The organism is Roseibium sp. (genome assembly GCF_048261595.1).
Taxonomy (GTDB): domain Bacteria; phylum Pseudomonadota; class Alphaproteobacteria; order Rhizobiales; family Stappiaceae; genus Roseibium.
On record NZ_JBLXFW010000007.1, the window covers coordinates 90,533 to 113,603 of the forward strand.

The 23,071-nt window shown below is 58.9% G+C and carries 22 protein-coding genes; 16 read left to right on the top strand and 6 right to left on the bottom strand.

What is annotated here, in order from left to right; genetic code table 11:
- Window positions 1-59: 59 nt before the first annotated feature.
- Window positions 60-506 (bottom strand): hypothetical protein, encoded by a 447-nt coding sequence (locus ACN0SY_RS18785; protein WP_417689900.1) that lies wholly within the window; start codon window positions 504-506, stop codon window positions 60-62.
- Between the two features lie 246 nt (window positions 507-752).
- On the opposite strand from ACN0SY_RS18785, the gene ACN0SY_RS18790 reads away from it, so the two are divergent.
- Window positions 753-1,091, top strand: a complete 339-nt coding sequence (locus ACN0SY_RS18790; RefSeq protein WP_417689902.1) for a hypothetical protein — start codon at window positions 753-755, stop codon at window positions 1,089-1,091.
- A 67-nt stretch (window positions 1,092-1,158) separates the two neighbouring features.
- On the opposite strand, the gene rpe is transcribed toward ACN0SY_RS18790, so the two are convergent.
- Both rpe and ACN0SY_RS18800 read right to left on the bottom strand, forming a co-directional pair.
- Entirely contained in the window at window positions 1,159-1,830 is a 672-nt protein-coding gene (rpe, locus tag ACN0SY_RS18795; protein ID WP_417689904.1) for a ribulose-phosphate 3-epimerase, read from the bottom strand.
- Between the two features lie 172 nt (window positions 1,831-2,002).
- Window positions 2,003-2,956 (bottom strand): sodium:proton symporter, encoded by a 954-nt coding sequence (locus tag ACN0SY_RS18800; protein ID WP_417689906.1) that lies wholly within the window; start codon window positions 2,954-2,956, stop codon window positions 2,003-2,005.
- 139 nt (window positions 2,957-3,095) lie between these two features.
- On the opposite strand from ACN0SY_RS18800, the gene ACN0SY_RS18805 reads away from it, so the two are divergent.
- A complete protein-coding gene (locus ACN0SY_RS18805) occupies window positions 3,096-4,343 on the top strand; it encodes an NAD(P)/FAD-dependent oxidoreductase (protein WP_417689908.1) in 1,248 nt (415 codons plus the stop codon).
- Between the two features lie 95 nt (window positions 4,344-4,438).
- Window positions 4,439-5,281, top strand: coding sequence for a 3-keto-5-aminohexanoate cleavage protein (locus ACN0SY_RS18810; RefSeq protein WP_417689910.1), 843 nt, complete (start codon window positions 4,439-4,441; stop codon window positions 5,279-5,281).
- Between the two features lie 78 nt (window positions 5,282-5,359).
- Here the strand turns inward: ACN0SY_RS18810 and ACN0SY_RS18815 are convergent, their stop codons facing one another.
- Complete coding sequence (locus ACN0SY_RS18815; protein WP_417689912.1) at window positions 5,360-5,839, bottom strand: Lrp/AsnC family transcriptional regulator; 480 nt, start codon at window positions 5,837-5,839, stop codon at window positions 5,360-5,362.
- Between the two features lie 148 nt (window positions 5,840-5,987).
- Between ACN0SY_RS18815 and ACN0SY_RS18820 the strand changes: the two genes are divergently transcribed.
- Window positions 5,988-9,506 (top strand): indolepyruvate ferredoxin oxidoreductase family protein, encoded by a 3,519-nt coding sequence (locus ACN0SY_RS18820; protein WP_417689914.1) that lies wholly within the window; start codon window positions 5,988-5,990, stop codon window positions 9,504-9,506.
- A gap of 87 nt (window positions 9,507-9,593) precedes the next feature.
- Here the strand turns inward: ACN0SY_RS18820 and ACN0SY_RS18825 are convergent, their stop codons facing one another.
- Complete coding sequence (locus tag ACN0SY_RS18825; RefSeq protein WP_417689916.1) at window positions 9,594-10,598, bottom strand: P1 family peptidase; 1,005 nt, start codon at window positions 10,596-10,598, stop codon at window positions 9,594-9,596.
- Between the two features lie 80 nt (window positions 10,599-10,678).
- Window positions 10,679-11,215: a flavin reductase gene (locus ACN0SY_RS18830; protein WP_417689918.1), complete on the bottom strand. Its 537-nt coding sequence runs from the start codon at window positions 11,213-11,215 to the stop codon at window positions 10,679-10,681.
- Between the two features lie 379 nt (window positions 11,216-11,594).
- Here ACN0SY_RS18830 and ACN0SY_RS18835 point away from each other — a divergent pair, with 379 nt between their 5' ends.
- From ACN0SY_RS18835 to ACN0SY_RS18890, 12 genes are all read left to right on the top strand, one after another.
- Window positions 11,595-12,530, top strand: a complete 936-nt coding sequence (locus tag ACN0SY_RS18835) for an ABC transporter permease subunit (protein ID WP_417689920.1) — start codon at window positions 11,595-11,597, stop codon at window positions 12,528-12,530.
- A gap of 3 nt (window positions 12,531-12,533) precedes the next feature.
- Window positions 12,534-13,868 carry a high-affinity branched-chain amino acid ABC transporter permease LivM gene (gene livM / locus ACN0SY_RS18840; RefSeq protein WP_417689922.1) on the top strand — a complete coding sequence of 445 codons (1,335 nt, stop codon included), beginning with the start codon at window positions 12,534-12,536 and terminating at the stop codon, window positions 13,866-13,868.
- A complete protein-coding gene (locus ACN0SY_RS18845; protein WP_417689924.1) occupies window positions 13,865-14,716 on the top strand; it encodes an ABC transporter ATP-binding protein in 852 nt (283 codons plus the stop codon). Before livM ends, ACN0SY_RS18845 begins: the two co-directional genes overlap by 4 nt.
- Window positions 14,706-15,437, top strand: coding sequence for an ABC transporter ATP-binding protein (locus tag ACN0SY_RS18850; RefSeq protein WP_417689926.1), 732 nt, complete (start codon window positions 14,706-14,708; stop codon window positions 15,435-15,437). Before ACN0SY_RS18845 ends, ACN0SY_RS18850 begins: the two co-directional genes overlap by 11 nt.
- 9 nt (window positions 15,438-15,446) lie before the next feature.
- A complete protein-coding gene (locus tag ACN0SY_RS18855) occupies window positions 15,447-15,815 on the top strand; it encodes a DUF6867 family protein (protein WP_417689928.1) in 369 nt (122 codons plus the stop codon).
- A gap of 164 nt (window positions 15,816-15,979) precedes the next feature.
- A complete protein-coding gene (locus tag ACN0SY_RS18860) occupies window positions 15,980-17,080 on the top strand; it encodes a branched-chain amino acid ABC transporter substrate-binding protein (protein WP_417689931.1) in 1,101 nt (366 codons plus the stop codon).
- Window positions 17,081-17,278: 198 nt separating this feature from the next.
- Complete coding sequence (locus ACN0SY_RS18865; RefSeq protein ID WP_417690066.1) at window positions 17,279-17,776, top strand: L,D-transpeptidase; 498 nt, start codon at window positions 17,279-17,281, stop codon at window positions 17,774-17,776.
- A 133-nt stretch (window positions 17,777-17,909) separates the two neighbouring features.
- Window positions 17,910-19,784, top strand: coding sequence for a diguanylate cyclase (locus ACN0SY_RS18870; RefSeq protein WP_417689933.1), 1,875 nt, complete (start codon window positions 17,910-17,912; stop codon window positions 19,782-19,784).
- 118 nt (window positions 19,785-19,902) lie between these two features.
- Window positions 19,903-20,418 carry a YeeE/YedE thiosulfate transporter family protein gene (locus tag ACN0SY_RS18875; RefSeq protein WP_417689935.1) on the top strand — a complete coding sequence of 172 codons (516 nt, stop codon included), beginning with the start codon at window positions 19,903-19,905 and terminating at the stop codon, window positions 20,416-20,418.
- Window positions 20,419-20,429: 11 nt separating this feature from the next.
- Window positions 20,430-21,044, top strand: a complete 615-nt coding sequence (locus ACN0SY_RS18880) for a YeeE/YedE thiosulfate transporter family protein (protein ID WP_417689937.1) — start codon at window positions 20,430-20,432, stop codon at window positions 21,042-21,044.
- 34 nt (window positions 21,045-21,078) lie between these two features.
- The gene (locus tag ACN0SY_RS18885; RefSeq protein WP_417689939.1) at window positions 21,079-21,582 is read left to right on the top strand and encodes a CidA/LrgA family protein; all 504 of its coding nucleotides are present in this window, start codon (window positions 21,079-21,081) and stop codon (window positions 21,580-21,582) included.
- A complete protein-coding gene (locus ACN0SY_RS18890; protein ID WP_417689941.1) occupies window positions 21,575-22,294 on the top strand; it encodes an LrgB family protein in 720 nt (239 codons plus the stop codon). The genes ACN0SY_RS18885 and ACN0SY_RS18890 overlap by 8 nt, the downstream gene beginning before the upstream one ends.
- Window positions 22,295-23,071 lie beyond the last annotated feature (777 nt).

Sequence of the window (23,071 nt, forward strand, 5' to 3'; positions counted from 1 at the left end):
GGTCTAGCAGAGATGTCACGGGTTCTCAATCCGACAGCCCGGGAATCGGGGCCTGAGCGTTATCTTTTCAAGCCGGTCCCGCTGCGAGCGTAGTCGAAGGCGGCGGCAAACAGCAGCGGCAGTCCCCATGGCAGGAGCAGTTGCATGCCGCTGACCACGAAAATGTAGGCAGCGCTGGCGCCTGTCATAAGGACATCGATCAGGAGATAGATGACCGGCGCATCGACATGGGTGGGAAGGTAGTAAAGGCCGAAATGGAGGAAATGAAGAAGTGCGGTCATCCCGACCGTGCCGCAGGACAGACCGATGAACATGGCTGAAAACCGCGCAGACGGCGTGCTCGTCGCCGTGCAGACCAGGCCGGTGAACATGCGAGCAAGGAGCGCGCCGAGAAAACTGCCGGCAAGGAAGACCAAAACCACGGCGATGCTGCGCAACGACAGGGATTGTTCGCCGATTAACAGCTTGAGTGCGACGAGCCCCCCTATCAGGATTGCCCATGTCATGGAGAATCCGAGCAAGGTTCCTGCGGGCAAAGCCGAGGCTGCGGGCCGGTGTACGCGTTTCGGCTGGTCGTTCTGATCTGGCGCAGTTGTCGCTGTCATGCTTGGCAGATCTACCGGCAAATGATTTAGAAACGTTTGTCCGGGGGCAATTGATCTTAATGTAGTCGTTTGTAGAGCAATTTTACCTGCCGTTGACACTGTGTGTGGTCCAACCTTGCGACCTGATTTTACGGAAGGGATGGGAAAATGAGAATTCTGAAATTGGCCGCTTCATGCTGCCTCGTCACGGCTTTGGCTGCCGGTGGTGCCAAGGGGCAGGAAGTCGACTTTAAGCGGTTCCTCGCATCCCCTGCGGGCGCAGCAGGGGTTGCGGCGGCCGTCGCCGGACTCGGACAATGCGATACGGAGCTGTGGTGGGGGATCTCTTACGACGAAGCCATGGGTAAAGAGAATCCGGATCATTTGTTCGTGTCCTGTCAGTATTACGACAAGGAAGACGAGACCATGTACGACAAGAGCGTGGTCGCGAAATTTCTTTTCTGGGATGACAAGCCGGTTCTCGAAAGCCTGACCTACCTGCCCTGATCCATCAACGAAAAGGCCGCGCAGGATGTCCGGCGCGGCCTTTTTTTCACTCGGTCAAGCCTTCAGCTCAGGCTTCTTCGGCGGCCTTGCGGATAGCCGAGATGTTTGTTGCATAACTCTCGATGCTGCCGCCCTTGAAGACGGCCGAGCCTGCGACGAGCACATTTGCGCCAGCTGCGGCGACAAGCGGAGCCGTTTCGGGGGTTACGCCGCCGTCGATTTCGATGTCGATCGGTCGGTCGCCGATCATGTCCTTGATGCGGCGTGTCTTTTCGACCATGGCCTCGATGAACTTCTGGCCGCCGAAGCCAGGGTTCACGGTCATCACCAGGATCAAGTCGAGGCGATCGAGAACATATTCAAGCACGCTTTCCGGGGTGGCCGGATTGAGCGACACACCTGCCTTCTTGCCCAATGAGCGGATCGCCTGCAGCGAACGGTCCAGATGGGTTGTGGCTTCCGCGTGGACAGTGATGATGTCGGACCCGGCCTTGGCGAAGGCCTCGAGGTAAGGGTCGCAGGGTTCGATCATCAGGTGCGTGTCGAAGATCTTGTCCGTATGGGGGCGCATGGCCTTGATGACATCAGGGCCGAATGTGATGTTCGGTACGAAATGCCCGTCCATGACGTCGAGGTGGATCCAGTCGGCGCCGGCTTCGACGACGTCCCGCACTTCCTGGCCGAGCTTGGCAAAGTCGGAAGCGAGCATGGAAGGGGCAATGAGAATGTCACGGCTCATGGGAGTCTCCGGCGTGAGTGGACCGTTGCGGCTGGTTGGCCCAGCTGGGTCCCGAGAATGGCTCTTCCCGGCGGCTATCATGAGGCTGTCACAAGGGCAAGTCCTGCGCCCAATACTAATCGGTTTGATTGTCGGCGCTTCATCGTGATGGCGTGAAATATCTGCAAGCGCGTTAATCGGGACGGTTGCAGTAACCCCGTGCGAACGGTTTCAGGATCATCGGCAGCATGTAGATCGGCAACTGCCCGAGCGCGAACCAGAGCCAGGCGAGATCCGGCAGGGAGCCGCCGAGAGCTGCCACCATGAGCCCCATGTTGCGGCTACCCGCCGAATGGGCGATTGCAAAGGCATCTGTGCGCGATGCCGGTGCAAAGACAAGGAGCGTAATGGCGATCTGACCGAGGGCGGCGGCAAATGTCAGGGCTGCAATCAGGAAGGTGAAGCTCGGGCGTGTGGCGAAGCTTGCCGCCACACCGTCCATGGCGGCGACTGCGAAGAACAGCAGGATGAGAACGTTGATACCGTCGATGTGACTGCGGGCCGCGGAAATGCGGTGCGGGCGAATGAAGGTACGCAGCAGCGCCGCGATGACAACCGAACCTCCCAACAATCCGACGAGCCTGAGCGCCAGCTCAAAACTCTCGAGGTGGACGGCAGACCCCAGAAGAAGTTCGGCGGCAAAGGGAGCGGTCAGCGGTGCCAGCAGGGTTGCAAGGGCAAGCAACGTGAGGCTGAGAGCACCGTCCATCCCCATCAGATAGATGAAGGCCGGTGCCGACATGACCGAAGGCGGGCAGACGATCAGGAATACGATCAGGAGGACATCGCTTGGGACAGATGCCTGCCCAATGACATAAACTGCGGCGATGGCAACGGCCGGAAGGGCAATCATCATCCAGAGTGCGGCCAGAAGCACCAGGCGTGGACGCTTGATACGTGCGCGCACCGCTACCGGGTCAACCCTGAGAAATGCCAGTACCAGCAGCAGGAACACGGCATGCGTCAGGTATGGCCGGGCAATGGCCGACAGGGACGGCAGGGTCATTCCAATCAGGATGCTGGCTGTGAGCGCGTATGTGCCGCGCTGTCCGATCCAGCCCAGGGCCGCTAGAGGGTTGGCCGTCATGTCATCAATGTTCCGGAGAATGCTTCGGCGGCCAGGCCGAAAAGAAGGCGATAATTGTGTATAATGGTTTGTTGTCCCGAGGGAATCTGCAGTATGGCCTAGAGTAGGGGCAAATCTTACTGGTTTCCAAGGGGCAAGTTTGCATCAGGTCGACGTCATCGTGCTGGGGGCAGGGATCGTCGGGGTTTCGACGGCGGTGCACTTGCGCAAGCGTGGTCTCAGCGTCGCATTGATCGATCGTCGGCATCCGGGCGAAGAGGCCTCGTTCGGCAATGCCGGGCTGATTGCACGCAACGGCTTTTGCCCCATTTCCCTGCCCAGACGCAGCGCCGACCTGATCGATATCGCCTTGAAACAGTCGACAGCGTTTCATTGCGATTATGGCGCAATGGTCCGGCTGGCGCCGTGGTTGCGTCATTACTTCCGGCACAATGGGCGAGGCGGCATCCAGCATCTTGCAAGAATGATGGAGCGGCTACGTGCGCAATCAGCCAGGGAGCATCACGTGCTCGCTGCCCGGGCCAATGCCGAGCGGTTTTATCGCAAGAGCGGTTGGCTCCAGGTCTATCGCTCAGAGGCGACATTCCGGGCCGACGAACGCGAACGGCACTACGCCCGCATCTTCGGTATCGACTATCGCGAGTTGAGCGGGGGCGATCTCAACAGCGTCGAGCCGGGGCTGAAGTCGCGAGATCTGACCGGTGTCTACTGGCCGGAGAGTGAGAGCGTTTCCAACCCGGCAGGCGTGGTGGAGGCACTCTGGCGTTATTTCATTCAGGAGGGCGGCATCTTCCTGAACGGCGATGCCTTCGCGCTCGAGCAGCGGCGCCTTGGATGGCGGATCGCGACGGCGCGCAAGGGAGTGGCAGGCCGGCAGGTTGTCGTCGCGCTGGGCACATGGAGCGCTGGCTTCGCGATGCGGTTCCGCGAACAGTTTCCGATGGCGATAACGCGCGGATACCACGGTCATTTTCGTCCACGGTCCGGCGCCTCGCTGTCGCGCCCGGTCATGGATGTCGATCACGGCTACACTCTGTCGCCCATGGAGGGCGGGATCAGGCTGACGACCGGGCTCGAGATCGCCGACCGCGATGCAATCGCCAACCCGATACAGCTGGAGCGGGCGGAAAAGCGGGTTCGCGATATCTTTCCGCTCGGCGGCGGCGTGCCTGATGCGCCGTGGATGGGAAGCCGTGGCCACATGCCGGATTCGCTTCCCGTCATTGGGGCTTCGGCAAGTCGGCCGGGCCTTTGGTACAATTTCGGACACGGCGGCGCAGGCTTCACACTCGGACCGCTCAGCGGCAGGATCCTCGCCGACATGATCACCGAACGCGATGCGGGGTTCGATACTGCACCATTGTCGCCGTTGAGATTTCTGACCTAGCGACTATTTGACAGCGTGAGAAGTCCCGATCCTTGCTATGACTGGCCTAAAATCGCCAAAACCGTTCGAGCGGTGTTCCAAACCCGGAAGGTCACATGACGACGCCTTGCATCATCTGCGTAGCAATTACCGGCAGCCTGCCGACGAAAGCCAACAACCCTGCGGTTCCGATTACGGTTTCCGAGCAGGTCGAATCGACGCAGGAGGCCTTCGAGGCCGGCGCGACCATCGTTCACGCTCACGTGCGCAATGACGACGAAACCCCTTCTTCCGACCCCGAAAAATTTGCGGCCCTGAAGGAAGGGCTCGAGAAACATTGCCCGGGAATGATCATCCAGTTCTCGACGGGCGGGCGCTCCGGCGCGGGCAAGACCCGTGGCGGTATGCTGCCGCTTCGCCCCGACATGGCATCCTTGTCGGTTGGATCGAACAACTTTCCGACGCGTGTCTACGAGAACCCGCCGGATCTGGTGGAATGGCTCGCGTCCGAAATGCTGACCTACGGCGTCAAGCCGGAAATAGAAGCCTTTGACCTGAGCCATATCCTCAAGGCGAAGGAAATGGCGGACAAGGGACAGTTGGCCGGGACCCCCTATGTCCAGTTCGTCATGGGTGTGAAGAACGCGATGCCGGTCGATCGGGATGTGTTCGACTACTACATTCACACGGTGCGCCGGTTGTTCGGGGAAGACGCCCCGTGGTGTGCGGCCGGGATCGGGTCGCAGCAGATTGTCCTGAATGAATGGGCAATCGCCGCAGGCGGTCATGCGCGAACGGGTCTGGAGGACAACGTCCGCATCGATCGCGACACGCTCGCTCCTTCGAATGCCGCACTGGTTCGCCGCGCGGTCGAGATCTGCGACAAGTGCGAGCGGCCGGTTGCGAGCTGGCAGGACGCACGAAGCATACTGGGCCTTGCAATGCCAGCCGGCATCTAGGCGCCAGTACAAGCCTCGGGCACCCAATAGGCTGACTGCGATCAAGCCCAGGGGCCGGAAACCTTGCCGGTCCCGGACTCAGTTTTCCCGCAAGGGCAGGGCAACGGTGTCCTTGACCGTTGCGACGACGATTCGGGACTGCACATCCGAAACGAGCGTGTTGTCCAGCAGCTTCAACCTGAGAAAATTGTCATAGGTCTTGATGTCATCCGTCACGACCTTGATCAGGTAATCGACGGCACCCGTAATTCTCTCGCAAGTAACGACTTCAGGCCAGTGATGAACGAGCTTGTCGAACGTCTCCATATTGTCTCTACTGGGCACCGTTAGTTTTACGAAGGAGTAGGCAACGAAGCCGAGACCGACGGATTCTCTGTCGATTATCGCCGTGATTTGGCGAATAATACCTTGTTCCTTGAGTTTCTTGATTCGCCGCCAGCAAGGTGTCTGACTCATGCCTGCTTCCTTGGCGATCTCGGCGATCGAGAGGGAGGCGTCGCGCTGGAGGACACGCAAAACCCGGATGTCGGACGGATCGAGTAGATATTTTTCGGTCATTGCGTCCCGCTGGAAATAAAATCGCATTCTTTCGTGAGTTGAAGGGGACAATAGCACGGAATTTGCCATCGAAAAGGATGATATTTGTCCAAGGAATTGACGCGTGGGACGGAACCGGCGCAATTCCGTTTGGAGAGGAGGAAATCGTATGAATGTCCATGTGCCCGAGATCACGCTTGACGACAAATATGTCGCGACGCAGGGGCAGGTCTATCTGACAGGCATTCAAGCTTTGGTCCGCGTGCCCCTTGATCGTGCACGTCTTGATCGCGCGGCAGGGCTGAAGACTGGTGGCTTTATTTCAGGTTATCGTGGCTCCCCGCTTGGCGGCTATGACACCGAACTGACGCGCTCGAAGCGTTTCCTTGCTCCCTACGACATTCATTTCCAGCCAGGCGTCAACGAAGAGCTCGGAGCGACCGCCGTATGGGGCTCGCAGAAGCTGCGCGGTCACGGCGAAGGCAGTGACTATGACGGTGTTTTCGGTATCTGGTACGGCAAGGCACCCGGTGTCGATCGCGCAGGCGATGCGCTGAAGCAGGCGAATGCCTCCGGTACAGATCGCAATGGCGGCGTGCTGGCGCTCGCGGGTGACGATCACCTCGCAAAATCCTCCGTCCTGCCAGGGCAGAGTGAATATTTCTTCGCCCATGCGGAGATGCCGGTTCTCAATCCCTCCGACATTCAGGACGTTCTCGACTTCGGTCTGCATGGCCTGGAGATGTCCCGTTTTGCGGGACTTTGGAGCGCACTTATCTGCGTCGCCGACACAATGGACGCCTCGGCGACCGTCAGCGTTGACGATGCGCGCCTCAACTTCCTGCGGCCGCCCGTGGGCGATCCGCGCAAGGATTTCTCGATCAATCGCGACCTTCTGCTTGGCAACCGACTTGAAACCGAGCGTCTCCTGCGCGACCTGCGCCTGCCGGCCGCCCAGGCCTACGCCCGGGCCAATTCGCTGGACCGCGTGTCCTTCGGCAACGCCCGGCGTGTTCGCCTTGCTCTGGTCGCGACAGGCAAGGCCTACCGTGACCTAATGCAGGCACTTGATCTTCTGGGAATTGACCAGGAACGAGCCCGCATGCTCGGTCTCGCGGTCTACAAGGTCGGCCTGGCGTGGCCGCTGGACCCGGAAGGCATTTCGGAGTTTGCCCGCGGTGCCGAGCGTCTCCTGGTGGTCGAACACAAACGTGCGTTCCTGGAACCGCAGATCAAGGAAGCCTTCTACCACATGCCGGCAGAGAGCCGACCGGAGATCTGGGGCAAGAAGCGGCCGAACGGCGCTCCGTATCTTTCGGACGTTCTGGAGCTCTCCATCGCCGAGATCGTTCAGGGCGTTCTCGACTGGCTGCCGGAAGAGGCGGTCACCGATGATATGCGCGGTGTTGCCGAGCGCATGAACAAGCAGGTCATGTGGGCACAGGGGCACGCCGAGCGTGCAGCCCGCATCCCCTATTTCTGTTCCGGCTGTCCGCACTCCACGTCGACCAAGGTCCCAGACGGGGCAAGGTCCATGCCCGGCATCGGCTGTCATGCCATGACGGAACTGGCGGGTCGCTCGACCGACGGCCAGATCCAGATGGGCGGCGAGGGCGTCCTGTGGGTCGGGCAGCAGCCCTTCTCCAACGACAAGCATGTCTTCGCCAATCTGGGTGACGGCACCTATTTCCACTCCGGCATCCTCGCCATCCGGCAGGCAGTCTCCGCAAAGGTTCCGATTACCTACAAGATCCTGTTCAACGACGCGGTTGCCATGACCGGTGGTCAGCCGGTCGACGGTCAGCTCACCGTGCCGCAGATTACGCGCCAGCTCGAGGCCGAAGGCGTCCAGCGCATCGAGGTCCTCAGCGAGACGCCGGACCTTTATGGAGGTTGGAGTGACCTGGCACCGGGAACGCGGGTCAGTCACCGTGACGAGCTGATGAACGTTCAGAAGGACCTGCAGACCTTCGGCGGTGTCTCGGTGATTGTCTATGACCAGACCTGCGCAACGGAAAAGCGCCGCCGCCGCAAGCGCGGTCTCATGGCCGATCCGGACAAGCGTCTGTTCATCAATGACCGCGTCTGCGAAGGCTGCGGCGACTGTTCGGTTCAGTCCAACTGCCTTTCCATCGAGCCGCTGGCGACCGCCTTCGGTGAAAAGCGTCAAATCAACCAGTCGAGTTGCAACAAGGACTTTTCCTGCGTGAAGGGCTTCTGTCCGTCGTTCGTGGAGATCGAAGGTGCGGCCCTGCGCAAGGCCGATCGTGCCGAAGTCGATATCGACGCGCTGGTGGCAAAGCTCTCCGAGCCCGAACTGCCGTCGCTCGAGCGAACCCGCAACATGCTCGTTGCCGGTATCGGCGGCATGGGGGTCACCACGTTGAGCGCGGTTCTGGCCATGGCAGCGCATATCGACGGCAACCACGCCTCGACGCTCGACATGACCGGTCTGGCGCAAAAGGGCGGTCCGGTGACCTCCCACGTCCGCTTTGCCGCCGGTGACCGGAGCATCGAGGGGCCGCGGGTTCCGACCGCAAGCCTTGATGTACTTCTGGCCAGCGACATGGTTGTCGCAACCAATGCGGAGCAACTGGCGCTGGTCAATCGTGACACGACCAGCACTTTTGCAAATACCCGTGTTGCACCAACAGCGGAATTCGTCCTGAAGCAGACGCTGTCGTTCAACGAACAGCGGATGGATGTCGCCCTTCGCGATGGCTCGAAGGCTTACCTGGCGATGGATGCGGCAGGGATCGCGGAGAAACTCCTCGGCGATGCCATCTATGCCAACATGATCCTGATCGGCATGGCCTATCAGTCCGGAAGCCTGCCGGTGTCCGGTGATGCCGTCGAGGCGGCTCTCAAGCTGAACGGAACTGCGGTCAATTCCAACATCCAGGCCTTCCGTGCCGGACGGGTGCTGGCCGCAGATCCGAACGCGATCCTTACCCATCTGCCGGGCAAAGAGGCAGCCAATTCGGCTGTCGCCAAGACGCTCGAGGAGAAGATCTCCGACTTCGAGGCTGAACTCGTAATCTATCAGGATGCGAACTATGCAAAGAGCTACCGGGATCTGATCGAACGCGTTCGCAAGGCAGATCTGGAGCATGGACCGGGAACACAGCGCCTGACGGAAACCGCTGCCCAGATGCTCTACAAGGTGATGGCCTACAAGGACGAGTACGAAGTCGCGAGGCTTTATTCAGATCCGGAGTTCAAGGCCAAGCTGATGGCTCGGTTCGCCGATCCGAAGAAGCTCAAGGTTCACTTGGCGCCGCCGTTGATCGCGCACAACAAGGACCCGAAGACCGGCCGCCCGGAAAAGATCGCTTTTGGCCCCTGGGTTTTCACAGCCTTCAGGCTGCTTGCCGGTCTGAAGGGCATGCGCGGAAGTTGGTTCGATCCTTTCGGAAAGACGACAGAACGCAAGGCAGAGCGGGCGCTGATCGCCAGCTATCGTTCCGATCTTGAAGAGATCCTTCGCCGCATCGAGACCGGCAGCTATGGTCTGCTGGTCGAGATTGCCCGGGTCCCGGACATGGTTCGCGGTTTCGGCCCGGTCAAGGAAGCAAACCTTGAAAAGGCGATGGAAAAACGCGCAGCGTTGCTGCAGCAACTGGAAAGCGGCGGCGACCGGAGCGGGGACGATCAGCCGGAGAAAGCCTATCTGCAAGCCGCAGAATAGTTGTTTTTCGGTCTGCAGACCGAATGGGGAAAGGGCGGTTCAGGCTGCCCTTTTTCGTATTCTGCTTCTGCGGGGATCCGGCCCCGCCTACTTGCCGAACTTCGCGGACCAGGTTGGTACCGGATCTCCCTCAGCTGCCCTTGCGTGGTAGATGCCACGTGCAATGGCGCGGGCGAGGCAGGAAGCTGCCGCGGCGCCGATCTGAACCATGTCTTCCAGTGCCCGGTCCATGCGTCGCTGACCCGTGGAGAGAGCAAAGACCAGGTCGCCGTCAAGTGGGGTGTGGGCGGGCCAAAGGGCACGTGCCAGACCGTCATGGGCCATTACCGCAAGCCTCTTGGCTTCCGATTTTGTGAGGATGGCGTCGGTGGCGACAGCGGCGATCGTGGTGTTTGCTCCCGCTTTCAGGGCGTCGAGTTTGGTTTTGACATCGACGGCGTTGGCCGGGAGCGGATGAGGCAGGCCGAGGCCGCCGAACTCGCCGTTCTGTTCGAAGGGCGCGGCCCAGAAATGCCCGGTGTCGCCGATGGTTGCCCGTCCCAGGGCGTTGACTCCAACGATCGCTCCGACGGTTATGCCGTTGTCCAGTACGACGGAGGCGGAGCCCAGACCACCTTTCAGGTTTGCTGTTGTTGCACCCGTTCCGGCGCCAAAGCTTCCCAGCTGAAAATCGTGGCGGGCATCGTCCAGAGCCGCACGGCCGAGGTCCCGATAGGGGGCATGGGAGCCCCAGCCCTTGTTGCCTCCGTTCAGAAGGTCAAAGAGGATAGCCGTCGGGACGATCGGCACGCGCACCGGCCCGACTGCATAGCCGTGACCGAGTTCCGCAAGGCGCCCCTGAACGCCCGCTCCTGCATCGAGACCGAAGGCGGACCCGCCCGCAAGGACGATGGCGTCGACCTTCTCGACAGTCTGTTCGGGTTCCAGCAGGGCAATTTCGCGCGTTCCAGGCGCTCCGCCATGGATTGCTACCGACGCGACCGCCGATTCATCGGGGAAAAGGACGGTAACTCCCGACTTCAGGTCCGGATTCGAGGCGTGGCCGACCCGGAGGCCGGGTACGTCGGTGATGAGATTTCGCTGGCCGGGCATGGATCACTCGCTGGCATCCGAAGCACCACGATGGCGCAGGGATGATGACAGCCTAGACCCAAAGCATGAAAAAGGTCGAGCTATTTGCCGAGGCTCTGGTAGCCGCGCCGGACATACAGGAGAGAGTTGCCCGGTTCGTTCATGCGGATGTCGGCAACAGTGCCGATGATGACGGAATGTGTTCCGACCTCGGTGATGTTGTGAACCTCGCAGTCGATGCTCAGGCGCGCCTCGTCGAGAGCAGGAGAGCCGGTTGCAAGCGGGGTCCAGGCCGTGCGGGCAAAGCGATCATCCATTGCCATGTTTCCCCGGCCGGCGAAGGCGTCCGAGGTGTCCCGGTGATCGTCATCAAGTGTGTTGATGCAGAAAACCCGGTTTTCGAGGATCGCTGCATGAACGCGGCTCGAACGATTGACGCAGACGAGAACGGTCGGCGGCTCATCGGTCACCGAGCAGACGGCAGAGACGGTTGCACCCATTCGACCACCGGAACCGTCGGTGGTCAGGACATGAACGGCCGTCGCGATCCGGCTCATCGCCTCGCGGAAGGCGGCCTGATCGAGCTCCCGATCCTGCGTAGGCGCGATGGCCTGATTTGCTGCAAGTTTGCTCGTCACGAAGCTGGATCCTTGTCGTTCTCGTCAATCAGGGCGGCCGTGTCCTTCAGTCGCCATGTGTTCCGGATGCGGTTGCACCTGAGACATACAGGTTCAGCTTCATATAGGGAGGAACGCCTGGCGGGGCGATAGGTGCAACACTACAAGATTCCTCTTAAGGAACCCTTGGCAGGTCGAGCCGGGATGCAGCTGAAATCCTGTCACGACCGGAAATATAATCTCGTTTGGCGGTTTTCACGGGAATTTCTTGTTTTTATATTGTTCACGAGCACGGGCCAATTGTCTGTCCAACCAGCGCTTGGTAACAATTTTTCCAATGGGCAAAAATAAGCCCGCAACAACGAGACGGCTGCAGCCTTCCGGGGGTCTGACAAACAATATGGAATATTTCCTTCAACAGCTGATCAATGGCGTGACGCTGGGGTCCATCTATGGACTCATCGCCATTGGCTACACGATGGTCTACGGGATCATCGGCATGATCAACTTCGCCCACGGCGACATCTTCATGGTCGGGGCCTTTATTTCCCTGATCCTGATTGTTGCTTTCGGCATTACCGCAAGCCTGCCGATCGCGCTGCTTGTGTTGGCGCTCATTGCCGTGCTGATCGTCGCAATGGCGCTGACCGCTGCCTGGGGCTGGACGGTCGAACGCATCGCCTACCGGCCCTTGCGCGGCTCGTTCCGCCTTGCTCCGCTGATCACGGCGATCGGGGCTTCAATCGCGCTTCAAAACTTCGTCCAGATTTCGCAAGGTGCGCGCAACAAGCCGCTGCAGCCTCTGATTTCCGGCGGTTTCACCTTGAGCGACGGGGGTGCTGACGGCAGCGGCTTCATTGTGCAGCTGTCCTATTCGCAGATCCTGATCATCGTGGTCACGACGGCTCTGATGATCGGCTTCACACTCCTGATCAACAAGACGTCGCTCGGCCGTGCCCAGCGCGCCTGTGAGCAGGACCGCAAGATGGCATCGCTCCTGGGCATCAACGTCGACCGGACGATCTCCCTGACGTTCGTCATGGGCGCAGCGCTTGCTGCCGTCGCCGGTCTGATGTTCCTTCTGTATTACGGCGTGATCGACTTCTACATCGGCTTCCTTGCCGGGGTGAAGGCGTTTACCGCGGCGGTTCTTGGCGGCATCGGGTCGCTTCCGGGCGCCATGCTCGGTGGTCTCCTGATCGGTCTGATCGAGACCTTCTGGTCGGGCTATTTCTCCGTGGAATACAAGGATGTCGCTGCGTTCTCGATCCTCGCAATCGTGCTGATCTTCATGCCAGAAGGTCTGCTCGGCAAGCCGGAAGTGGAAAAGGTCTGATCCATGGCGGCCAACAAGTCTGAATCCCTATTCGCGGATTCCCTGAAGGATGCTGCGGCTGGCGGTGTGATCGCCCTGGCACTCTTCGCTCTTCTCATCGGCATGAAGGCCGAGGTCGCAAGCGGCCTTGGCGGTCAGCTCGGCATCGAGTATCGCTGGCTGGCAGTCATCGTAGCCGTTGCCATCGTCTTCGTCGGTCGGCTCCTGCTCAATCTCTTTGTCTGGAAAGCCGACAAGCCCGCTACCCAGGGGCTTGGCAACTTGCTTCCGAAGGCGAGCAGCTTTGCGGGTCTTGGCAAATACGCCATGCCGATCTTCCTTGTCCTTGCCGTTGTGCTGCCGTTCATCCTGGTGTCCTGGCTGGGTACGCGCGGCTCGCGTCAGTATCTTGATCTCGCGATCCTCGTGACGACCTACGTCATGCTCGGCTGGGGCCTCAACATCGTGGTCGGGCTCGCTGGTCTTCTCGACCTTGGATATGTCGCGTTTTATGCGGTCGGGGCCTATTCCTACGCACTGCTGGCCCAGTATTTCGGCTTTTCCTTCTGGATCTGCCTGCCGCTCGCCGGCATCCTGGCGGCTTTCTGGGGCATTATCCTGGGCTTTCCGGTTCTGAGATTGCGAGGTGACTATCTTGCGATCGTGACGCTCGCCTTCGGTGAGATTATCCGCGTCGTCCTTCTCAACTGGTACGACTTCACCGGTGGTCCGGACGGCATCTCGGGCATTCCCCGGCCGTCGTTCTTCGGTCTCGAGTTCGAGCGCGGGGAGGGTGGCTTTGCCGACTTCTTCGGGCTGCAATACAACTCGATCCACCGCATCATCTTCCTCTACTACCTTATCCTGATCATGGCTCTGGTCACCAACTTCGTGACCATGCGGCTGCGCAAGCTGCCGGTCGGGAGGGCTTGGGAAGCATTGCGTGAAGACGAGATCGCCTGCCGTTCGCTCGGCATCAACACCACCAACACCAAGCTGACGGCCTTCGCGCTGGGCGCAATGTTCGGTGGCTTTGCGGGTTCCTTCTTCGCAACGCGCCAGGGCTTCATCTCGCCGGAAAGCTTCACCTTCATCGAGTCTGCCGTGATCCTGGCCATCGTCGTTCTCGGCGGCCTCGGCAGTCAGATCGGCGTGGTGATTGCAGCTGTCGTCATGATCGGCGGGTTCGAGTTCTTCCGCGGTCTGGAAGAGTATCGCATGCTTGTCTTTGGTCTCCTGATGGTCGCCATCATGGTCTGGAAACCCCGTGGCCTGATTTCGACCAGAACCCCGTCCATATCGCTCTCCGGCAAGGCCAAGGGCATTAGCGCGGATCTTGTTCAGGAGGGCCACGGATGACCCGTTGGAATGATAACCCGGTCCTCACGGTCGAACATCTGACCATGCGTTTCGGCGGCCTTGTTGCCGTCGGGGACCTTTCCTTCAATGTCGGGCGCGGCGATATCACCGCGTTGATCGGCCCGAATGGTGCCGGCAAGACGACAGTCTTCAACTGCGCAACGGGCTTCTACAAGCCGACGGAAGGGCGGATCGTGATGAACCGCTCGAACGGCGAGCATCACTTGCTGGAGCGGATGCCGGATTTCCAGATCTCGGCAAGGGCCAAGGTTGCCCGAACTTTCCAGAATATCCGCCTGTTCGGCGGGATGACGCTTCTGGAAAACCTGATGGTCGCCCAGCACAACCCGTTGATGGTCGCTTCGGGCTTCACTATCGGCGGTGTGTTAGGGCTCTCATCCTTCAAGAAGGCTGAGAAGCAGGCGGTCGAGAAGGCCAAATACTGGCTGGAGAAGATCGATCTCATCGATCGCGCCGATGCACCAGCCGCGGACCTGCCCTATGGAGACCAGCGACGCCTGGAGATCGCCCGTGCAATGTGCTCGGGGCCGGAGCTTCTGTGTCTTGATGAGCCGGCAGCCGGTCTGAACCCGAAAGAGAGTGCGGAATTGAACGCACTTCTGAAGTCAATCCGTGCCGAACATGACACGTCGATCCTCCTGATTGAGCACGACATGAGCGTTGTGATGGAAATTTCCGACCATGTGGTCGTTCTGGACTATGGCGAGAAGATCTCCGATGGGACACCCGAGCAGGTCAAGAATGATCCGAAGGTGATTGCAGCCTATCTCGGCGTTGCCGACGACGAAGTTGATGAAGTCGAGCAGGAGGTCGGTTATGAGCATTGACCAACCGCTTCTCGATGTCCGTAACGTGGAAACACATTACGGCAAGATCATTGCACTTCGCGGAGTAGACCTGACGGTCAACTCCGGCGAGATCGTGACGCTGATCGGTGCCAATGGCGCCGGCAAGTCGACACTCATGATGACGATCTGCGGTTCGCCTCAGGCGAGCTCGGGGACCATCACCTACGCCGGTGAAGACATCACGCGGCTGCCGACCCACGAGATCATGCGCAAGTCCATTGCCCAGTCTCCGGAGGGGCGAAGGATCTTCCCGCGCATGAGCGTGATGGAAAACCTGATCATGGGTGCCGAAACAGCCGGCAACGAGGACGTGGACGAGAGCCTGAAGCGTGCCTTCGACCTCTTCCCGCGTTTGCAGGAGCGCAAGAACCAGCGCGGCGGTACCCTGTCCGGCGGCGAGCAGCAGATGCTGGCCATCGCGCGCGCGCTCATGTCCAAGCCGCGACTTTTGCTTCTGGACGAGCCGTCCCTCGGGCTCGCGCCGCTGATCGTCAAGCAGATCTTCGACGCGATCCGCGACCTCAATCAGAGCGACGGGCTGACAGTGTTCCTCGTCGAGCAGAACGCCTATCACGCACTCAAGCTGGCGCACCGTGGCTACGTCATGGTCAACGGCAAGATCACCATGTCCGGAACCGGCAAGGAGCTGCTGGCACGTGAGGACGTGCAGGCCGCCTACCTTGAAGGCGGGGCGCACTAGGAGGCTGTCATGGGAATTCTTTATGCATCCAGCGCCGGTGTGTTTGTCATTCTGGTCTGCATCCTGGGCGGCGGTGCCGCCTGGATGACCGGGCGTGCCGTCGCGTTGACCTGGCGCCCGCTCTACGTTCTGGCATGGTTCATCTTCCTGCTGACTCTCGGAGTGCGCTTCCTGAGCTTCTCGCTCTTCCAGGAGCCGCTGCTTTCGATCCAGTACCTGCTGGTCGACTATGCAGTGCTGATTGCAATCGGCCTTGCCGGTTGGCGTCACACCCGGGCGAGCCAGATGACGACGCAGTACGTTTGGCTTTACGAAAAAACAAATCCGTTCAACTGGCGCTTGCGCGAAGGGCAAGAGGATCGCTACGCTGCGGATTGATCCGAATACCAGCGGTGCTTCGGTACCGATGGGGAACCGGCCCGACGTCTTGGGGAAATAACAACAATCTCAAGGCGAAGGGTCACTCGGAGGCCTTGCCTCCAGGCGGGAGAAATCCCGTCGTATGTTTGGTCCAGATCTACTGGAACCAGGGGAGTTATATGATGAAAAAGTATCTTTTGGCGAGCGTTGCAGCTGTTGCCGGCATGGCCATGTCCGGTGCAGCCCTGGCGGAGATCGTGATCGCAACCGCAGGTCCGATGACTGGTCAGTACGCCTCGTTCGGCGCGCAGATGAAGGCAGGTGCCGAACAGGCTGTCGCCGACATCAACGCTGCAGGTGGCGTGAACGGCGAACAGCTGGTTCTCGAAATCGGCGATGATGCTTGCGACCCCAAGCAGGCCGTTGCCGTTGCGAACCAGATGGTCGGCAAGGGCGTCGTCTTCATGGCCGGTCACTTCTGCTCGGGTTCCTCGATCCCGGCAAGTGCCGTCTACTCCGAAGAAGGCATCGTCCAGATCACTCCGGCATCCACCAACCCTAAGTACACCGACGAGCGTCCGGGACCGGGCACGTACCGCGTGTGTGGCCGCGATGACCAGCAGGGTGAAACCGCAGGCAACTACCTCGCGACCGAGTTCAAGGACAAGAACATCGCAATCATCCATGACAAGACCGCGTACGGCAAAGGCCTTGCCGATGCGACCAAGGCTGTCATGAACGGTGCTGGCAAGACCGAGACGCTTTACGAAGCCTTCACGGCTGGTGAAAAGGACTACACGGCTCTCGTTTCCAAGCTGAAGTCCGAGAACATCGACGTTCTGTATGTCGGCGGCTATCATACCGAAGCCGGCCTCATCAAGCGCCAGATGGTCGACCAGGGCATGGGCACCATCCTCGTTTCCGGTGACGCGCTCGTGACCGACGAGTATTGGTCCATCACTGGCCCGGCCGGCGAAGGCACTCTGATGACCTTCTCCCCGGATCCGCGCAAGAACGCTGAAGCTGCTCCGGTCGTCAAGGCTCTGGAAGACGCCGGAAAGACCGCAGAAGGCTACGCTCTCTACACCTACGCAGCGATCCAGGCTTGGGCCGCAGCAGCAGGTGCTGCCGGTTCGACCGACTTCGACGCAGTTGTCGGCGCTCTAAACGAAGGTGAATTTGCCACCGTTCTGGGGAACCTGTCCTTCGACGACAAGGGCGATGTCTCCCTGCCGGGCTATGTCTGGTATGAGTGGAAAGACGGCAAGTACGACTACCAGTAAGTCGTTCAGGCATTGATCGATCAGGTTTGGCCTGATCTGGGCCCCGTCCGGAGCAATCCGGACGGGGTCTTCTTTTTAACCTTGCTTTAAGAAACTCCACGCCGGGCCTTTCCTTGGTGGCGTGAGCGGGTAGCCTGTTGGAGGTAATGTTCCTGGTGACCGCTGATGGTGTCTTCTGTATTGCGTGGCTTAGCTGTTATGTGCGTCTGGTTCGCTCTGACTACGGTAGCGACGCTGACAGCGCTCCCATCCAGTGCCGCTGAACTCGTCGGTTTCGACGGTCGCGGGTATCGCCCAGGCACGATCGTGATCAAGAACTCCGAGCGGCGGCTTTATCTGATTTTGGGGCAAGGCAAGGCGATCCGCTACAAGGTGGCGGTCGGGAAGAACGGCAAATCGTGGACGGGATCCGCGTTCATCACAGCCAAATATGTTGCTCCCGATTGGTCTCCGTCTGCGGAAGTCCGGCGCGATCACCCCAACTTGCCCAGATTGATCAAGGGGGGCGCCCCCAATAATCCCATGGGCGCGGCCGCGATGACGCTTTCAAATGGCAACTACGCGATCCACGGTACGAACCGTCCCGGTTCGATTGGCCGGGCTGTCTCCTATGGCTGTATTCGTATGTCCAACAGGGATGTTCGGGATCTCTTCCAGCGTGTCGGTGTGTACACGCCTGTCGTCGCCCTTCGCTGACCTATAAGAAGTTTTATTGCTATATTTTACATGTATGAATCTTGATAATTTATGTTTTCATGATCGTTTTATTTTTTTGATAGCAAGTTGTTTACCGGTGATGCCTCTTATCGGACATGAACCGTGTATTTAGTTGACGGACGCGCTGAGTTTTATTGTTCCGATGAAGATCACAAGTACGTTTCCCTTGTACGCCTTCGCGATGATCTCTGGCGTTGTCGCGATTATGATTGCTCTTTTTCTTGGAAATAGGGAAATCAAAAACTTCCGTCACGATCAGGCAATGTCGCTGGAGGAGTCGGCGACCAAAGCGCGTACATATGTCGAAGAGTTTGTAAGGCAGCGAAATGTACTTGTCGGGGCATTTGCGGAAGATCATTCCGAGCTTTTGGAGCAAATGCTCGCCTTCCCCGACGATCTCATGTTGCAGAACTCTGTACAGGACCTGGTCTCCGCATATTTCCCCACGCACTTCGCCTTTGTTGCCAAGCACCCCGATGGTGATTTTGTTCCCGATGATCTTGGCGAGTTTGTCGGGGACGCGTGTCGGATGGACATCAATACCTATTCCGATGTGCTGAACGGTCTGTCGGGTGGTGGCAGGATTTTGCGTGAAGACTCGGTTCTTTATGAACCTTTCATCCATCCCCAACCGTTCAATTTCCATTTCGACCTGACTTCACACTGGGCCAGCAAAAACGGCCGGGCAGGATTGCTGATGATCAGTTTTCCTCCCAGTCAGCTTGTCAAGATCCTTGCGGCCCACGAGACACCGGGACATGGCTTGTTGCTGCTGCGCGAGGACAGGCCAGAGCTTATCGAGGTTACCTCAAAAGGATGGCGGGAGAATATTGACCGCGCCGGTACGCTTTCAGAAGCCGAACTGGAGCGTATCCCCTTCAGGTTGGCGGTGAGTGGCACACGCTGGGAGGTTGCCTATCTGCCGTCGCTTGACCTTCTGGAGGTGAGAACGGCGAAGATCCAATGGCTCACGGGAACTGCCGTGTTTGTGGTCTTCATGATGATGGTCACGTTCACCTGGTGGTATTTCGCTTCTGAACGCGCGCGCCGTCGTGTCGTTCTGGAAAATGAGGCACTGCTTGCCCAATCTGTTGGAGACAGGACCGCACTGCGAACACTCATCGACCTGGTGCCAATGCCGATCTTCAGAAACCGGGCGGGGCGTGTGGAGATGGCCAACGGTGCCTATGCCAAGTTCCTCGGCCGGCCGATCGAAATGATCGAGGGGAAGACGGTGCAAGAGCTTCTCGGCGACGAGCTTGCAGAGCAGATCCGCAAAGTAGATGCCAAACTCATTGCTTCACCCGGGAAAATCAAGGTTTACGAGCAAAAGGTTTTAGCTCCCGATGGGCGTTCAACCCGTGATGTTGTCGTTCACAAGACAAGTATGGAACTCGAAGGCGATCCGGTTGTCTCAACCGTGGGTGCGGTGGTCGACGTGACCAAGGAAAGAGCCCTGCAAGCTCGCCTTGAAGAGCAGGCCATGACGGATCCACTGACTGGCATAGCAAACCGGCGCAAGTTCATTGAAGTGATACGCAACGAACTGCAACGCAGCGAGCGCTTCGGACATCCTCTCTCTCTGGTTACAATCGATATCGATCATTTCAAGTCGGTGAACGATATTCATGGTCATGATGTGGGGGACGAAACGATCAGAACGGTCGCGAAGTGCCTAGATCAGGGTATTCGATTGAATATTGATCTCGCCGCACGACTTGGCGGCGAGGAATTTGCCCTGCTGTTGCCTGAGACCGATGCAGAAGGCGCGATGCAGGTGAGCGAGCGGATCCGCAGGGCCATAGAGGCGCAAAATGTTGACCTTGGTGACAAGCGCCTCACCGTCACAATCAGTTCCGGCGTCGTGACGGCGCCAGGCGGGCACACGACTGTGCGTGTGGACCAGTTGCTGGTGCAGGCTGACAAAGCTCTCTATGCATCCAAGCGTTCCGGCAGGAACAGGTCTACGGCCTATACCGACATCTGACCTCCGGCGTGATCGGTCGCCGGCGCAGGTTATTCGTGTTCTTCCGGATATTAAATTCAAATATATGAAAGTATGAATCTATAGTGCCTGTCCTGAGGAAACGTTCAAGGAGGACAAGATGGATGCACTCTCGAAGAAATCATGGTCACCCTATGTTGCCGGTGTCGTCATCGGCCTCCTGCAGATCCCGGCCTTCCTGCTGGTGGATACCGCGCTTGGGGCATCGTCGTCCTTCGTGACGGCAGCCGCCTGGATCGCAAGCGTCTTTGATCCGGCCGCTACCGAGATCGACTATTTTGCCAAGCATATGGTCAGCGGAAAGTATCTCTGGCAGTCGGCTCTGGTCGTCGGAATCGCGCTTGGAGCGCTGCTCTCGGCCCGCGCCTCGGGAACTCGGCGCCAATCCTTCTCTCCGGCATGGACCAGGCTGACAGGTACGCGCTCACTGGCGACGCGTATGGTCATGGGGTTCGCCGGCGGTTTCATCCTGCTTCTTGGTGCCCGTATTGCCGGGGGCTGCACTTCAGGTCACGGCATTTCGGGAATGGCCCAGCTTGCCGTTGGCTCGACTGTCGCGGTAGCTGCAATGTTCGCTGGTGGCATTGCGATGTCCGCCGCCTTCCGGAAAATCTGAGGAGAATGAAGATGTCCCTGTTTTTCCTGATTATTCTCGGCCTGGCAATGGGCCTCCTGTTCGGTATCGCGCTTGAAAAGAGCCGCGTCATGGAGCCGGGTGTGCTTGTTGGCCAGTTCCAGTTCCGAAACTTCATCATGCTGAAGATGTTCCTGGCTGCAACCGCGACCGGGCTGGTCCTTCTCGCTGTGCTCAATGGCGCGTTCGACGTTCCGTTACATCCCAAGGCGGCTGCATGGGGGCCTGTGATCATCGGTGGTTTGATCCTCGGCGTTGGCATTGCGATCGCCGGGGCATGTCCGGGAACCGCATTGGCTCAGGTCGGCGCAGGCTACAAGGATGCCTGGGCGGTTGTTGCCGGCGGCATCGCAGGCGCCATGTTCTATGGCTACAATTCCGGTTGGATCATGGCCCTGTTTGATTGGGGCGATGCCGGCAAGATCACCTTTGCCGACCTGATACCGCTGCCGTTCTGGGCGCTGGCAGTGGTTGCGGCAGGAGGTCTCATTGCACTCATGGTGCTTCTTGAGAAACTGTCTCCGGCAGGACAGGAAAATGAGCGCTGCGATGTGGAGATGGACGCGAGCCAGGGCGGACATGCGCCACACGCCCATCCCGCTGAGTAGCGCTGATACGGAGTAACCGGGGAGACCTGGTTGAATGGCCCGTTTCCGACAGGCAGCCCCAAGCCTTGAGGAAGCGGGCCTTTCCATTTTGGCGCCTTGCCGACCGCGTCCCTTGCCATACGCGGACAGGCGTTTCACTCTCGTGCAGGATGAAAAGGGAATCGGGGATGCCGAGCTGATGATCTTTTATTTGACGCTGATATTCGCCTGCCAACTGGCAGGAGAATTGGCAAAGGTCGCGTTGGATCTTCCTGTTCCCGGTCCAGTGATCGGTATGGTCCTGCTGCTTGCCATCCTCATCGTCCGCGGCAGCATTCCGGACAACTTGGCGAAAGTAGGCGACGGCTTTCTGTCCAACTTGTCGCTTCTTTTCGTTCCGGCCGGCGTTGGCGTCATGCTGCACATCTCGCTGATCGGTGAACAGGCTCTTGCCATTACCCTCGCGCTCGTCGGCAGCACGCTTGCGACAATCGCAGTGACAGCGCTGGTCATGCGGGCGTTGTCCCGGGCAACCCTTTCGGAGAAGAGCGATGGGTGAGGGGCTGCGCGATATATGGGTCTATCTCTCCGCGAGCCCGCTTCTGGCACTGACACTGACGCTGGCCAGCTATCAGCTCGGGCTCTGGATCTACGAGAAGGGCGGACGCAATCCGCTCCTGAATCCGGTCCTGATTGCCGTCATCGTGCTCGTGTCTATCCTGCTGGTCACAAAGACGGACTATGCGACCTACTTCGAGGGTGCCCAGTTTGTGCATTTCATGCTGGGGCCGGCGACGGTCGCGCTTGCCCTGCCGCTCTACCGTCAGCTCGAGAAGGTGAGGAAATCTGCCCTTGCGGTCCTGGCAAGCCTTCTGGCCGGATCGGCAACGGCCGCGATCAGTGCGGTCGGCATTGCCTGGGCCTTTGGGGGCAGCAAGGATATCCTGGTGTCACTCGCCCCCAAATCGGTCACGGCGCCGGTCGCCATGGGTATAGCGGAACAGCTAGGCGGCCTTCCATCCCTGACAGCGGTGCTTGTGATCCTGACAGGGATCATCGGTGCCGCTCTGGGCCCTTTGCTTCTGAACCTCATGGGCATCAAGGACATGGCAGCGCGCGGGCTTGCGATCGGTACGGCATCGCACGGTATCGGCACGGCGCGAGCGTTTCAGGTCAGCGATGTTGCCGGCGCCTTTGCAGGCCTTGCCATGGGGCTCAATGCCCTTGCCACGGCAATCCTTCTGCCTTTGTTGTGGAGATGGTTTTTCTAGCCTGCGGGGGCGTTTGTTGGGTTAATTAATCATTAATTTCGAAATGTTCGACCCCAGTTTACTAGGTGTTGTTTTTAATTATCGCTCATACTAGCCTCTTGAATTGCTATACTTTCACTGGGCGCTATTATGTTTGATAACATTCCTGATATAGGGCTTCGGCGGAGGTCTTCTAGTATTTCATTTTTATTTGCATCCGCTTGTTCCCTCGTGCTTGTCATTTCACTTTTATACGTAAATCGTTATTTACTCCCAGTCTCCATGCCGGTGAGCAAGAATTCCGATTTTTGGGCTATTCATACCTGGGGGCACAGAGGATCTGGCGGACGCCTGTTTCCCGACAATAGTCCTGAGGGGGTTCAACAAGCGATCCAGGAGGGGTTTCCCGGTGTGGAACTGGATGTCTTCTACTCAGTGGACGAGGATGAGATAATCGTATCCCATGATCCGCCTCACGAGGAAGGTCTGGCCAAGGGATTGCCCTTGTCAGGGTTTGATATTCCCTCGTCCATTTATGTATGGCTGGACTTCAAAAACCTCGACGAGCTGAAACCAAGTCAAATCACAGCGTTTGCCGAGCGTTTGAAAGAGTTGGGATATTCGAGGAATGTGTTCGTTGAAAGCCGGGACATGACCGGTCTTTTGTCGTTGAAAGAGCATGGCTTCAAGACTGTTTTGTGGCTTTCTGGATGGACAATCCGCCTCGTCCCGTTGCTCAAGTACTATTTGAGTTATTCCGGCATCACCGCCGTGAGTATTGACTATATGAATTTGAGC

What these genes read in the sequence shown, in the direction of transcription:
- ACN0SY_RS18885 (WP_417689939.1), top strand. Translation starts at nt 21,079, where the DNA reads ATGGCCCGTTTCCGACAGGCAGCCCCAAGCCTTGAGGAAGCGGGCCTT.
- ACN0SY_RS18820 (WP_417689914.1), top strand. Translation starts at nt 5,988, where the DNA reads ATGAATGTCCATGTGCCCGAGATCACGCTTGACGACAAATATGTCGCG.
- ACN0SY_RS18875 (WP_417689935.1), top strand. Translation starts at nt 19,903, where the DNA reads ATGGATGCACTCTCGAAGAAATCATGGTCACCCTATGTTGCCGGTGTC.
- ACN0SY_RS18880 (WP_417689937.1), top strand. Translation starts at nt 20,430, where the DNA reads ATGTCCCTGTTTTTCCTGATTATTCTCGGCCTGGCAATGGGCCTCCTG.
- livM (WP_417689922.1), top strand. Translation starts at nt 12,534, where the DNA reads ATGGCGGCCAACAAGTCTGAATCCCTATTCGCGGATTCCCTGAAGGAT.
- ACN0SY_RS18890 (WP_417689941.1), top strand. Translation starts at nt 21,575, where the DNA reads ATGGGTGAGGGGCTGCGCGATATATGGGTCTATCTCTCCGCGAGCCCG.
- rpe (WP_417689904.1), bottom strand. Translation starts at nt 1,830, where the DNA reads ATGAGCCGTGACATTCTCATTGCCCCTTCCATGCTCGCTTCCGACTTT.
- ACN0SY_RS18810 (WP_417689910.1), top strand. Translation starts at nt 4,439, where the DNA reads ATGACGACGCCTTGCATCATCTGCGTAGCAATTACCGGCAGCCTGCCG.
- ACN0SY_RS18860 (WP_417689931.1), top strand. Translation starts at nt 15,980, where the DNA reads ATGAAAAAGTATCTTTTGGCGAGCGTTGCAGCTGTTGCCGGCATGGCC.
- ACN0SY_RS18850 (WP_417689926.1), top strand. Translation starts at nt 14,706, where the DNA reads ATGAGCATTGACCAACCGCTTCTCGATGTCCGTAACGTGGAAACACAT.
- ACN0SY_RS18800 (WP_417689906.1), bottom strand. Translation starts at nt 2,956, where the DNA reads ATGACGGCCAACCCTCTAGCGGCCCTGGGCTGGATCGGACAGCGCGGC.
- ACN0SY_RS18855 (WP_417689928.1), top strand. Translation starts at nt 15,447, where the DNA reads ATGGGAATTCTTTATGCATCCAGCGCCGGTGTGTTTGTCATTCTGGTC.
- ACN0SY_RS18790 (WP_417689902.1), top strand. Translation starts at nt 753, where the DNA reads ATGAGAATTCTGAAATTGGCCGCTTCATGCTGCCTCGTCACGGCTTTG.
- ACN0SY_RS18835 (WP_417689920.1), top strand. Translation starts at nt 11,595, where the DNA reads ATGGAATATTTCCTTCAACAGCTGATCAATGGCGTGACGCTGGGGTCC.
- ACN0SY_RS18825 (WP_417689916.1), bottom strand. Translation starts at nt 10,598, where the DNA reads ATGCCCGGCCAGCGAAATCTCATCACCGACGTACCCGGCCTCCGGGTC.
- ACN0SY_RS18845 (WP_417689924.1), top strand. Translation starts at nt 13,865, where the DNA reads ATGACCCGTTGGAATGATAACCCGGTCCTCACGGTCGAACATCTGACC.
- ACN0SY_RS18785 (WP_417689900.1), bottom strand. Translation starts at nt 506, where the DNA reads ATGACATGGGCAATCCTGATAGGGGGGCTCGTCGCACTCAAGCTGTTA.
- ACN0SY_RS18865 (WP_417690066.1), top strand. Translation starts at nt 17,279, where the DNA reads ATGTGCGTCTGGTTCGCTCTGACTACGGTAGCGACGCTGACAGCGCTC.
- ACN0SY_RS18815 (WP_417689912.1), bottom strand. Translation starts at nt 5,839, where the DNA reads ATGACCGAAAAATATCTACTCGATCCGTCCGACATCCGGGTTTTGCGT.